Consider the following 13146-nt stretch of genomic DNA (forward strand, 5'->3'; position numbering starts at 1 on the left):
AGGTTGGCTTTAATAGCATTACGGTCACCAAGTGTGACCGTAATGCGTGCTGAGGGGTGATTAATTACAATTTGGTATCGCCGTCTCCACCAGGGGTTGTATCGTCCTTCAGGGCAAAGTCACGCTCAAGTTTTGCCGTGAGAGTCTTGCGTTCATCCAATACTCTACCTGAGTCACGAATTGCTTGCTGGTTACTTTCCACTTTATCTAATCTCGCTTGGATATCACCCCATTGTGTGCTGTCCGTGCTTGTCGCTCCATCTCCAGTCGGCGTTTCATCTCCAGACTTTATAACCTCTTCAGAGAGTGTAGCTTCAAGCTCTGTATAATCTGCTTCTGGTGCTGCTCTGAAAGGGTTAGGCAAACTGCTGAGAAGGTCACCAAAGCCCCAGCTTGATTTTGTTGCGCTGGTGTCCGTTTGCGCACCACTTTCAGCACCCTCTGAAACAACTTCTTCTGCAATTGGTGGGGGTTTGGGTGACTCCAGAGAAGCTTTGGTCGGTGTCGGTGTTTCAGTAGTAGTCTTCTCGCTCACAGATGTTTCTGAGTTGCGCTCTGCTGTTTGCTCATCGAGTATGGCTCGCTGTGCGCGTGCTCTCTCATTGTCTATGTTATCCAAGCCCCGTTGTTCATCACCCTCAAAGGTTTTAACTGCAATGGTTCTGTCATCGCTAAGGAGGCTTTTTTGTAGCTCAGATTCCAAATTAATCTTATCCTTATTAAATTTTTCACGTGCCAATTCTACTTGTGCATCATAAAGTTCCCCTCTGGTATCCCTGAGCTGGGCGTTTAATTCTTCCAACTGCGACTCGTTAAACTGAGGTGGTAGATAATCTGCGTCTTGGGAACCAGGAGCCAGGGAAGGATCTAATTGCTGTAGAAGTGTAGTTACTTTCTCCTTGAGAGTGTTTACTGTTTCCGTCCGCGTTTCAATGTCACTGTTGACTTTCTTATGGGCTTCTTCGGTCTTCGTTTTATTCTCTGTCATAGCTTCTTTAAAGTGTTTGTTTAATTCTTCAAGCCGAGTCTCATGATTGACTGTTACCTCTTTTCTTTGATTTTTAAAGTCTGCTTCCATCTCGCGAGGAAGTCTTACATCATTGAAAGGTTGGGCGGGGGTTTCTTCTGCTGTGAAACTTTCTGATGTTTCAAAACTGCTATAGTCCAGACTTGGGGTTGAGGATGTTGCGTCGCTGTGAGGAGTCGCCTTGGTTTCCATCTTTGAGATTAAGGAGGAGGAATTGTTAAAAATGTCTGCCCCTAAACCCAGCAAACTACCTTGTGCAAAGGCTGCAAATTTTTCTTCACGTGAAAGCGAGCCTGTTTCTGTAGGTGTAGGGGATTCAGCACCTGAACGCATACCCGACATAGTGCTTGGGTGGCCTCCCGCACCTGGGTGACCGTGGCCGCCCATAACTGCGTAATGGGACGTACCTGACCAGGGACCCATACTTGGGCTTGAGTGGCCATCCATACTTGGCATGCCTGGCGTGTAATGGGGCGTACCTGACCAGGGACCCATACTTAGGCTTGAGTGGCCTTCCATACTTGGCATGTAATGGGGCATTCTTGGGTGGCCATAGCTCGTACTTGGAGGTAAGCCCACTGAACCACCTGAATAGCTAAACCTAGGTTCAAAATGAGAGCTTACTGAACTAGGAGTTAAGGCTGTAATAGGTGTTTCTGAGAAAGTAAGCCCTGGAGGACGCGAAGAACTGTCTCCAATGTGCGCGCTAGATTTTGGTATTTCAGGCAGTGAATCTGTCATTTTTGTGACAGATGAACCTGTTGGAGTTGTTCCTGTGTCGGATGTAGGTAGCTTGCTTACATCACTACCTCCAGCAATTGTAGAAGTCGGGGGGGAAAATGTTACAGGCGTAGAGGTTGTGGTTGGTAGGGCCATAAATAGAGTCCTTATTTAATGGTGAATAAGTTTGGTTTTAAAATTGTTAACTGTGACAAGTCTCTAGAAGTTGTTGAGATTGCAATAGCATTCGACATGGATTGTATTTGGGGGTTCTATATTATTTGGTAATTATTTTTTAGATTATCAATAGTGAATTGTTTTCATTTTTTGAACGATGGTTTTTATTGTTGCTTCTTTTTTTAGTGTTTTTTGAAAGACGTGCGTTAAGTGATTGTGGTTTGGGTCGTTCTGATGCTTTTGGTACTTCGTTTTTTTTATGTGTTGATTAATTGATATATATTCGTTTCATTCAATGCGATTATTACGGAATCTACAGGTTTCTTCGGGTGTATCTTTCTGTTTTTTTTCTGGTTGTTTAATGAGTGTTCATGAATGATGTTTTGGCTGATCAATATTTTGGATAGGTCTTCTATTAAAAATGTTGAAGATTTTTTATATTGCGCGTTGATTGTGCAGATTGTTCGTTTTGGCGTATAAAGTTTTGGAAAATGGATGAGAAATTATTGCCTTTGTTGAGCTATGATAGAGCCTTTAATCAGGGGCGTTCGTGCAGATATAAAGAGATCAATACGTATAATCTAAAGATAACCGGAAGATTACCCGGGTTTCAGGGTTTTCCCATGCTTCCTTAAGATCGGAGATAGGTATGTTCCAGGCGAAAGATGCATTCACAGCGGATGTTGTTGACCAGAAGCCATCAGATATCTGGCCAGTAATTTCTCCTCATTATGATGTTGATGAGGCTGCCTGGTTGCAGGAGCTGGTGGATATTCTGGATGCTCAATCCAGTGATTACTCTGTGATCGCCGCCAGGGCCACCCGAATGATTGAGCAGGTCAGGGAGAGTGATGATGGTATTCATATGATTGATGCCCTGTTGTTGCAATACAGCCTGGATACTCGGGAGGGCATTTTGTTAATGTGCCTTGCAGAGGCCTTAATGCGAATTCCGGATAATCGAACGGCTGATGCCCTGATCCGAGACAAGCTAAGCGTGGCTGATTGGAAGCAGCATTTGAGTCAGAGCGACTCTCTTTTGGTGAATGCGTCTACCTGGGGGCTTTTGCTGACTGGCAAAGTGGTCAATCTGGATGCGGGAGAGGACAGTTCAGCCGGTGGTGTGATCGGAAAACTGGTAAACCGGATGGGCGAACCGGTTATCCGTCAGGCGGTCAACCAGGCCATGAAGATTATGGGGCGCCATTTTGTATTGGGGCGAACGATTTCTGAGGCGCTGAAGAATGGTTTGAAACAGCGGGAAAAAGGGTACACCTACTCATTTGATATGCTGGGCGAATCGGCCCTGACGATGGAGGATGCCAGGCGGTACCATGATGAATATCTGGCAGCCATCCGTGCAGTGGCGTCGGAGCCTGATCAGAAGAGCTCACCTCGGGCCGGTATTTCCATCAAGCTTTCGGCACTCCACCCTCGCTATGAAGTTGCCCAGAAAGAGCGGGTATTCAAAGAGTTGGTGCCCGCTTTGCTGGATCTGGTCCGTGAGGCCAGGGCCGGCAATGTCGCTATCAATATGGATGCTGAAGAACAGGACCGTCACGAGCTGTTTCTGGAAGTGTTTGAGCGGGTGTATCGTCATCCGGACAGCCGAGGCTGGGGTGGGCTTGGTCTGGTCATTCAGGCATACGGTAAACGTGCCCTGCCATCTTTATGCTGGCTTTCTGCCCTGGCAAGGGAACAGGGTGACCGAATTCCGGTTCGACTGGTGAAAGGGGCATACTGGGATAGTGAAATCAAACTTTGCCAGCAGCAGGGGCTACCCGGTTACCCTGTTTATACCCGCAAGGAATCGACCGATGTCGCTTATCTCGTATGTGCAAAATTTCTTCTGTCAGAACCAGTAAGAGATACATTATACCCTCAGTTTGCCAGCCATAATGCCCACACCGTAGCCAGTGTTTTAACCATGGCAGAACAATTGAATGCCAGTGATTTCGAGTTTCAGCGCCTTCATGGTATGGGGGATGCGCTTTATAATCAGGTACTTAATAATCATCGCCAGCCTGTTCGAATCTATGCCCCGGTGGGGAGCCACAAAGATTTGTTGCCCTATCTTGTTCGCCGGTTATTGGAAAATGGGGCAAATTCATCGTTTGTTCATCGGTTGGTTGATGCCAAAACACCGGTTGCTTCATTGGTTCAGCACCCGGTTGAGACATTGAAAAACCGGGTCTGTTTTCAGAACGATCAAATTGCCATGCCCCGGGATATTTACGGCCCTGAGCGCAAAAACTCACTGGGTGTGAATATTGATGTTGATAGTCAGTGGCAGCCATTTCATCAAACCGTTAAGGGGTTTATGGCGCATGACTGGCATCAGGGACCATGGGTTAATGGTCAATCGGTTGTCCATACAAAGAATGCCACAGAGGGGACTGAAGTTTCCTGCCCTTATGACCGTGCTCAGCTGGCTGGCCATTTGAGCTGGAGTAGTGAAGATCAGGTAGAAGCTGCCATGGATGCTGCTGTCAGGGCATTTGACGCGTGGGATGCGACGCCTGCCGAACAAAGAGCCATATGCCTGGAAAGGCTTGCTGATCTGTTGGAAGAACATCGGGAAGAACTGGTTGCACTGTGCCATCGCGAAGCCGGTAAAACGCTGCATGATGCCATTGATGAGGTGCGCGAGGCTGTGGACTTCTGTCGTTATTATGCCAATCAGGCACGGGAAAAGTTCTCTTCATCCAATGTAATGCCCGGACCTACTGGAGAGTCGAATGAGCTTCGGTTGTCCGGACGAGGTGTTTTTCTCTGTATCAGTCCCTGGAACTTTCCTCTGGCGATTTTTCTTGGACAGGTCACTGCTGCACTGGCTGCAGGTAACACGGTGATCGCCAAACCAGCGGAACAGACCAGCCTTATTGCGGGTAGAGCGCTGGAGCTGATGTTAGAGGCTGGTATACCGGGGGGGGCAATCCAGCTGCTGCCAGGCGATGGCCGCCAGATTGGAAGCCGTCTGGTCGCTGATCCACGAATTGCCGGGGTAGCGTTTACCGGCTCTACGGAAACCGCCCGGGTGATCAATCTGGCACTGGCTAACCGGCCTGGGCCTATTGTCCCTCTGGTTGCAGAAACCGGTGGTCAGAATGCGATGATAGTGGATTCTACTGCGCTTCCGGAACAGGTGGTTAAGGATGTACTTCTATCGGCTTTTGGCAGTGCCGGGCAACGATGTTCCGCCTTGAGAGTCCTCTATGTACAGAAAGATATTGCTGATCGGATTATTGATCTATTGCGGGGTGCCATGAAGGAGTTGTCGATTGGTAACCCAAGTCTGCACTCAACGGATATTGGTCCTGTTATTGATGAAGGCGCTCGTCAGTCCCTTAATAATCACATTGAACGCATGAAGAAAGAGGCAACGTTACTGGCTGAGTGTGAGCTGTCGGCAGAGTGTGCTAATGGTACGTTTATTGCGCCGGTTGCTTTTGAAATTGATCATATTGATCAGCTTGAGAAGGAACACTTTGGTCCTGTTCTTCATGTTATTCGTTATGATGCAAAGCAGTTGCCTGAAGTCATCGATCAGATCAACAGCACAGGCTATGGCTTAACCCTCGGAATTCACAGTCGTAATGAAGTGACGGCAACGTTTATCGAAGAGCGGGTTAAGGTAGGGAATATTTATATCAACCGCAACCAGACGGGTGCTGTGGTCGGGGTGCAGCCTTTTGGTGGGCAGGGGTTATCCGGAACGGGTCCTAAGGCGGGTGGGCCTCACTATCTTCAGAGGTTTGCGACTGAGCAGACGCTGTCGATAAATACAACGGCTGTGGGTGGGAATGCCACGCTGTTATCTTTGGGGAGTGAGTCTCTATAAGCATGGAAAAACCAGATGCCGGTTTGGTGGTAGCACCGGCACTTCATGGTTTATTTGAGGTCAATCCTGTGTGACCCGATTGACCTCTTCGAGACTGGTAACGCCTTGCAGGGCCTTGAGCAGTCCGGATTGACGAAGGTTATTGAAACCTTCTTTTTCGGCCTGTTCTGAAATTTGCAGGGAGTTACCTTCTTCCATAATGATCTGCTGCATCCCGGGCGTGATGGCAACGACCTCATAAATCCCTACACGGCCTTTGTAGCCATTGTTGCAGTTATCACATCCCTTCGGTCCATAGATTTCAGCGGTGGCTGCCTGCTCTTCAGTAAAGCCTTCCTCAAGCAGCGTTTCCTTTGGAACCTGGATTTTCGTTTTACAATTGCTGCATAAACGTCTGGCCAGACGCTGGGCAATAATCAAGCTGACCGACGTTGCAATGTTAAATGAGGGGACACCCATGTTCTGCAAACGGGTCAGGGTTTCTGCCGCGCTGTTGGTGTGAAGGGTGGACAGTACCATGTGACCGGTCTGTGCGGCTTTTATGGCGATATTCGCTGTTTCCAGGTCTCGTATCTCACCCACCATAATGATGTCTGGATCCTGACGCAGGAAGGCTCTCAATGCTTGACTGAAGTCCATGCCCTGTTTGGGGTTTACGTTGACCTGGTTAATCCCTTCCAGGTTAATCTCTACCGGGTCTTCCGCCGTGGAGATGTTTCTTTCAGGCGTATTGAGAATATTCAAGCCAGTATAGAGTGATACCGTTTTTCCCGAGCCGGTTGGGCCTGTGACCAGTATCATTCCCTGTGGCTGATGAAGTGCCGTCATGTACATGGACTTCTGGACTTCTTCATAACCCAGGGCATCAATCCCCATTTTGGCACTGGAAGGATCAAGAATACGCAGTACGATTTTTTCACCCCACAAGGTGGGTAGCGTGTTCACACGGAAGTCAATGGCTTTGGTTTTCGACAGTTTCATTTTAATCCGGCCATCCTGAGGCTTTCTGCGCTCAGATATATCCATGGCGGACATGATTTTTAAACGGGATGCTATTCTTGGCCCTAATGAGACTGGTGGCCGGGTAACCTCATGGAGTATGCCGTCGGTTCGAAATCGAACACGATACGCTTTTTCATAAGGCTCAAAATGAAGGTCTGATGATCCGCCTTTAATGGCAGAGAGGAGCATTTTGTTAACGAATTTTACGACGGGCGTGTCATCTTCACCGCCGCCCTGAACATCTTCTGGTCCATCATCAACAGCACTGACTTCGAGATCTTCCAGCTCACCAAACTCATCTCCCCCAAGGTCCGCCAGTGCCTGGCCCGTATCGTCCAGAGAGGCTTCCATCATCTTTTCCAGCAGAGCAGGTTCCGCCAGAATGGAATGGATCGTGAGGCCTGTGTTGAAACGAATCTCGTCAAGTCCCTGGTGATTGGAAGGGTCAGAAATGGCAACAAACAGATGGGAGCCCCGTTTAATCAGCGGGAGAGCATGATGTTTGCGGACCAGCTTTTCCTGAACAAGGTCTTTGGCAAAGTGCTCTTTGTCAAAGGCGCTCAGGTCGATAACCGGAAGACCAAACTCTTCGGCAGTAGCCAGCATCAGGGCTTTTGCATCGACCAGTTTTTTTTCCAGAAGATATCGGGAAAGGGGTTTATTGGCCTTGGCCGCAGCCGCCTCCGCTTCATGAATGGCGGCTTCATCCATCAGTTGGTCGGCCAGCAGGCGGGCAGCCAGCCCGGTCAGAGGTTTATTTGCCATAACCCGTGTCTGTCCATAGGAATGAAATTCTTTGTCAGGAGCCTGTTGGGGGTAGCCGACCGTAGCGAGAAACAGTCCGGTTTGAGTCAGTTTTAATACTGCTTGGAGGCGAATAGTGGTTCTATTCAACGAAAAGCAGTATTAAAAATGGCCAAATCCGGCTTTTTCGCAGTAGGTCAGTGGTAAGCTCAACAGGCTCCTTCAATAATATATCAGCATAAATGGCGGATAGTTAAGGGGTTTGTTCTGGATTAACCGCAGTGATCACACCGTAGGCAAAGCAAGAGATGCATTGTTTGGATCCCGTTCCCACGCGAAGGATGGGAGCGAGAGCGAGTAAAAATCGATGGTCTAGCACAGTAAAAATGTGTACTGGTTGACATAGGCCAACGGGTACGCGTAAAGCTACTTGAGAGGCTGTGATTGCCGTGATATTGTTGCGAACGTACTCATTCTGTTGGATAAAAATACGTCAGTATGTAGATGATTTCCGGCAGGAGAAACAGGAGGTTATACCAGTCAAATTATCTAAACCCGTTATGAGCATGACGGGCTGAAGTGTAAGACAAGGCGAAGTGACGAGTCATAGCAGAGCTATGATGAGGAGCTTCAACGAAGGATGGCACTTCAGACAGTCGGCGCAATAGGGATTTAGAAAATGCGACTGGTATCGGCAGGGCTGTTACAGAATCGCAGGATAGTTAAAAAGAAGAAGTGGGAAGTGTCATCGGCCGGTACTCAACCGGGTTCATCTCTATGTCATCTTTTTCCGTCACTCTTTGGCGCTCACTGTATTTTTGCAACCGTCTTGAAGAGGCCGTCGGTGGCTTAGCGGGTTGTTGTGTTTGTTTATCAGGCATACGACTACAGGTGCTTCAGACAGGCTCTTGAAATGTGTTCAGGGAACGGACGACAGCAGGTACACAAACTTCTGGTGCCTTAAGTAGGCATTCTTGTTTATAAACAGTTGCCTATGAAGGCTTTTTTACGTTCCTGGGGGACAGGTAAGATGAAAAAACAACAGGGTTTTACTCTGATCGAATTGATGATCGCTGTAGCGATTATCGGTATTCTGGCGGCTGTGGCGATTCCGCAATATCAGAGTTATGTCGGCAGGTCTAATGTTGCTGCTGCTGTCGCTACAGTATCTGCAACAAAAACACCTATAGAAGACTTTATTATGCGCTACGGAGCGTTTCCTGATGGAACTACAGCAGCAGAAGCTGCTGTTGGGAACCCAGGAGACAACAATTACAAACCGGCAGTTATTGGAGAAAAGCTTGAAGACTTGGGCTTGTCTCAGCCAACCTTCGGGGAGATGGTTCTGTCAGAAGATACTTCAAATCCAGGAGCAGGATCAATCACTGTTACCTTTAACTCAGGTAACCCAGGTGTGAATGGTAGGAAAGTGCAGTTTGCACGAGATAAAGAAGGGACGTGGGCTTGCAAATCATCAGCTGACCAAGAATATGTTGATAAGAGCTGTGCACACGTAGCAAGTCTATGACCTCGTTCCCACGCTCTGGCGTGGGACCGCCCACCGGTCTCTCCATAAACTGAAGAGCCAGCGGAAAGGCTGGACGCTCCCACGCAGAGCATGGGAGCGAGTGGGGTGACCTTGTTCCCACGCACCGGCGTGGGAATGCCTACCCCAACTCCCTACAAAACACCGACTACAGAAAAGTCTGCGGACTCCCGTATGCATTCCCATGCGGAGCATGGGAATGAGGGGGACAACTCAGGCGCTGTTCCTCCATCACCGTTGAAGGTTTGACTTTTACCACAGGAACTCTTCTTACATTCTTTAGTCCTATGATCGTTACTTGTCATAAACGTAAGGTCAGTCAATGGGGCGCAGCCGTTATACATTCACTCAGCCCGATAAACCTCACTTCCTTACCCTTACTGTGCTTCATTGGATACCGGTATTTACCCGTCAGAACACAGTCACCATTTTATTGGACTCCCTGCGTTGGCTGATGAAAGATGACTTCCGGCTTTATGCTTATGTGATACTGGAAAACCATCTTCATTTGTTAGCTCAAAGCCCGCAGTTGGATAAAGACATCGCCCGCTTCAAGTCATATACGGCAAGGCTACTGATTGATTATTTGCAGCAGCGCAAGGTCAGAACCATTCTGGAGCAGCTGGCTTTTTATAAGAAGAAACATAAGGCAGACAGGGCGCTACAGTTCTGGCAGGAAGGTGCTCATCCAGAGTTGATTGTTGATCAATCTATGATGATTCAGAAGATAGATTATATTCATCAAAATCCGGTTAAGCATGGCTATGTAGATTTGCCAGAGCATTGGCGTTATTCGAGTGCCCGGAATTACGTTGGGAGAAAAGACTCTTTATTGGATGTGACTATGACTTGGTGATGGCATGCGTTCCCACGCAGAGCGTGGGAACGAGGTGGAAGCAATTGGGATATGATTAATTTATTTCTATCTGCCTTACCGCAAGTTTCGTCGGCAGTAGTCCTTTGAAGAGAAAGGTTTCTTCACTTACTCCATGCTCATACTGTACTTCATACAGCATGGTAAAAGGTAATCCATCATTGCTATTTAGCCAGTCACTGTAGCTGGAGAACCAACCGAGGTAGCGATGGTTCTGATAGTCCCCCAGTTCTCTGGCCAGCAAGGGTTTGTAGGTTTCTCTGTGTTGGCCTGACGCGGTGATCCAGTGATCTTTCGTTCTAATGATCAGCGCGGCTTCATTGGTTAAGTGAGAGCTCATGGCTAAATTGGCAAAATAGTCGTCGACTTTCTGCTGATAAAAGAACTGAAGACTGATAAAACCGGTAATCAGGGCTGATAACGCAATGATGGACAGTATGCCAACCCGGGATAGCCACGAGCCTAGTTTGTTACTTACCAGCGTCTTATTGGTGATTGCCATTGCAGCTTTTCCTAATCATTTTTGCCTGAAAAACGTCATTACTTTGGCTATCGGACGAATGGCAAAAAAGAATAGCTGATGTGTCAAAAAAGGAGTGGCTGGCTCTATTTCATGATCAGCTGTCGCACAACGAATAACTATTAAATGGATGGAATTTTATATTTGTTTTACAAAACAATGAGTAAGGCTGGTTTCTCTGTGGTTTCTTAAAATCAGTGGTTCCTCGATGTTGACCTGGCTAATGGTCTTTTATAGAAACACGAACTTCATTATTTCTGATTTTAACTACTCTAATATTTAAAGGGCTGTAGGACGGTGCCGACAGATTGAGTAATGGACTTCAGCGAACTGGCAAAGAAACTCATTGGTCGAGGAACATATTATGAAGACAAGGATGTCGGAAATCCGTAAAACATCAGGTTTCACCCTGATCGAATTGATGATCGTTGTGGCAATCATCGGTATTCTGGCTGCAGTGGCGATTCCGCAGTATCAGGCATACACACGAAATGCGACAGCGCAGGCGGCATTAAGTGAAGTTAAATCTTACCAGACAGCCATCGCAGTTTGTGCCCAGACAAGAACCATTCAGAACTGCACCCTTACAGTAGCGGGAACTGCAACTCCAGTTCCAGCAGCAGCGGGTGTTGTCACTGAGGGAACCTATTCGAATGACGCTTATGCTGAGCTCATTGTTACTCCTGCCGGTTCATTTGGTTCACAAACCCTGATATTCAGATCGGATGCAGCAGGGAATAACTGGGCAATGTCTTGTAATAATGGTGGTACCACTACAGCTAATAACTTATGTGCTACCGATGCCGTTACAGGTAGCCCTCTGTGGAATGGTAACTCTGCTGGTGGTGGTTTCTAAACGTAGGAATGTTTATTCGAAAACGCCGGGTTTCCCGGCGTTTTTTATTTGGGTCAGGAAGTCTATGACTATTTTAACTTCTGGATGATGTAAGTATTGAATGATGTATCGTGCCTCTTTTTCACTTACCCTAAGGCAATTGCGAATACTGTTTGAGCGTTGCTCATACAATTGCCGCAGAGTGGTAAAACAACTGCTTAGTTCTATAGCTCTATTCTTGCCAATAGTTGGTATGCTCAGGGCTCTGATCTGTTGATCAACCCTTTTGGGCCTTTGTATTGACGTTAAATACTGCTGACTGTCTTCCATCCCCATGCCGGAAAGATGCAGCGTTTGTTGATCAAGCTTTAACATATCCACCAGTGTTCTTACCTTGCCTGAGCTTACCAGTTGTTGAATGCGTGGTTTGTTGATTCCTGAGAGCTGTAGTCCTTGTTTTCCCACAAGCCATACCAGGCGAGCGATAAATTGTTCTTCACAATCAGGTGACATTGTAAGACAGGTAAAGGGGGTATAGAGGTTGGCATCCGGGAGTTCAGGTTTTATTCGGTTTTCCGGACGAAATAGAACCTGACCAAAGACCGGAGTAGAGTTGCCTTTGAGTTTGATGCTGATTTGGTCTCCTACAGCAAGCTCTTTCTTTTTCAGGTTTTGAACACTTCCCAATGAAATGGTTGAGATGGTTCTGTTTTTGATTATTACGGGCTTAATATGAACCACTGGTGTGATATGACCGGTTCGCCCAATGGTAAATTCAATCGCTTGTACTCCTGATGTTGTTGTTTCTGGTGGAAACTTCCATGCCATGGCCCAGTCCGGTGTATTCCCTGTCCAGCCAAGCTTGTTCCTTAAGGTATTGCTGTCTGCTTTAATGACGATTCCATCCATCAAAAACAGTGGCTTTTTGAAGGTTGCGTAGTGCTCAAGGTGTTGTTTGATTTCGGGGTAGGATGCAGTTCGGTGGGTATGCTCCAGGGGAAGAGGAAAGCCCATGTCGGCTAAGGATTTTATTGACAGAAAATCGCTGATAAAAGGGCTGTTGATCCATTGCCATGGGAAAAAATCAAAGGCTTTTACTGCTTCCGTTTCCGGTTCAGCCCTGTTGAGCTGACCTGCCACCAGATGCCGGGCACTGGCATACTGCTCAAGAATAGAAGGGGGGATGATATCAAGCCTCGTGAATAGTTCTCCATGAAGAGCAAGTTCGTTTTTTTCATCATTATTATTCAGAGGTGATAATGTTTTGGGGACTAGCGGCATTTGCTGAATATGATGGAGTATATCCACGCCTTCTTCGCCATTACCGCGGGTGGAAGCTTTGACTAACCGTCCATTTTTATAGACGAGCTCCACTGCAACGCCATCAATCTTAGGCTGTACCAAAGCTCCACTGCCAGATAATTGCTGTAAAAAGCGTTTTATTTCTTCTTCAGACTGGGCTTTCATCAAGCTACCCATTCGAGCCTGATGATGAATCGTGTATTGATTGTGAGGTGTTTGGAGAGAGGATTTCTCTGTTTCTATGGAAGGGAAACACTCTTGCCAAACTGTCAGTTTCTCAACGAGAGCATCGTATTCACCATCGCTGATAATGGGGACGTTTTGGTTGAAGTACAGTTCATTATGGTAAGCAACTTCATCAGATAGCGCGCTGATATTCTCAGTTGCCTCGTCTTGATTCCACTGAGGGCAATCATCTGCCCAGGCAGGTAGAAGAAAGGTTATCCACAGGAGAGCTATTATTTTTTTCATGCCTTGATTAAAACATGAAAAGGCGGGTGGTTACATCATGATGAACAAGAGTGTGGGGTTCGATAAAAAACCAGGAATGTTAACCAC

Annotated in this window: 7 protein-coding genes and 1 pseudogene; 4 read left to right on the plus strand and 4 right to left on the minus strand. The window is 47.2% G+C overall.

Annotated elements, in window-relative coordinates:
• Positions 1-64 precede the first annotated feature (64 nt).
• Positions 65-1369: a hypothetical protein gene (locus ACOCLE_RS25430; protein ID WP_419534791.1), complete on the minus strand. Its 1305-nt coding sequence runs from the start codon at positions 1367-1369 to the stop codon at positions 65-67.
• Between the two features lie 1204 nt (positions 1370-2573).
• On the opposite strand from ACOCLE_RS25430, the gene putA reads away from it, so the two are divergent.
• Entirely contained in the window at positions 2574-5765 is a 3192-nt protein-coding gene (gene putA / locus ACOCLE_RS25435; RefSeq protein WP_419534792.1) for a bifunctional proline dehydrogenase/L-glutamate gamma-semialdehyde dehydrogenase PutA, read from the plus strand.
• Positions 5766-5825: 60 nt separating this feature from the next.
• On the opposite strand, the gene pilB is transcribed toward putA, so the two are convergent.
• Positions 5826-7532: a type IV-A pilus assembly ATPase PilB gene (gene pilB / locus ACOCLE_RS25440; RefSeq protein ID WP_419534793.1), complete on the minus strand. Its 1707-nt coding sequence runs from the start codon at positions 7530-7532 to the stop codon at positions 5826-5828.
• Between the two features lie 1009 nt (positions 7533-8541).
• Here pilB and ACOCLE_RS25445 point away from each other — a divergent pair.
• Positions 8542-9039, plus strand: a complete 498-nt coding sequence (locus tag ACOCLE_RS25445) for a pilin (RefSeq protein WP_419537265.1) — start codon at positions 8542-8544, stop codon at positions 9037-9039.
• A gap of 340 nt (positions 9040-9379) precedes the next feature.
• Positions 9380-9913: an REP-associated tyrosine transposase gene (locus tag ACOCLE_RS25450; RefSeq protein WP_419534794.1), complete on the plus strand. Its 534-nt coding sequence runs from the start codon at positions 9380-9382 to the stop codon at positions 9911-9913.
• A gap of 55 nt (positions 9914-9968) precedes the next feature.
• Here the strand turns inward: ACOCLE_RS25450 and ACOCLE_RS25455 are convergent, their stop codons facing one another.
• On the minus strand, positions 9969-10433 hold the full coding sequence (locus ACOCLE_RS25455) for a hypothetical protein (protein ID WP_419534795.1): 465 nt from the start codon (positions 10431-10433) through the stop codon (positions 9969-9971).
• A gap of 394 nt (positions 10434-10827) precedes the next feature.
• On the opposite strand from ACOCLE_RS25455, the pseudogene ACOCLE_RS25460 reads away from it, so the two are divergent.
• A pseudogene (locus ACOCLE_RS25460) lies at positions 10828-10936 on the plus strand (type IV pilin protein); the annotation flags it as partial.
• 383 nt (positions 10937-11319) lie between these two features.
• Here ACOCLE_RS25460 and ACOCLE_RS25465 read toward each other — a convergent pair.
• On the minus strand, positions 11320-13059 hold the full coding sequence (locus ACOCLE_RS25465) for a DNA ligase LigA-related protein (protein WP_419534796.1): 1740 nt from the start codon (positions 13057-13059) through the stop codon (positions 11320-11322).
• Positions 13060-13146: the final 87 nt, after the last annotated feature.

Source organism: Endozoicomonas sp. (genome assembly GCF_965196975.1).
Taxonomy (GTDB): domain Bacteria; phylum Pseudomonadota; class Gammaproteobacteria; order Pseudomonadales; family Endozoicomonadaceae; genus Endozoicomonas.

Excerpts from the sequence above, each read along its gene's own strand:
- ACOCLE_RS25430 (WP_419534791.1), bottom strand. The coding sequence starts at position 1,369 with ATGTCGGGTATGCGTTCAGGTGCTGAATCCCCTACACCTACAGAAACA.
- putA (WP_419534792.1), top strand. The coding sequence starts at position 2,574 with ATGTTCCAGGCGAAAGATGCATTCACAGCGGATGTTGTTGACCAGAAG.
- pilB (WP_419534793.1), bottom strand. The coding sequence starts at position 7,532 with ATGGCAAATAAACCTCTGACCGGGCTGGCTGCCCGCCTGCTGGCCGAC.
- ACOCLE_RS25445 (WP_419537265.1), top strand. The coding sequence starts at position 8,542 with ATGAAAAAACAACAGGGTTTTACTCTGATCGAATTGATGATCGCTGTA.
- ACOCLE_RS25450 (WP_419534794.1), top strand. The coding sequence starts at position 9,380 with ATGGGGCGCAGCCGTTATACATTCACTCAGCCCGATAAACCTCACTTC.
- ACOCLE_RS25455 (WP_419534795.1), bottom strand. The coding sequence starts at position 10,433 with ATGGCAATCACCAATAAGACGCTGGTAAGTAACAAACTAGGCTCGTGG.
- ACOCLE_RS25465 (WP_419534796.1), bottom strand. The coding sequence starts at position 13,059 with ATGAAAAAAATAATAGCTCTCCTGTGGATAACCTTTCTTCTACCTGCC.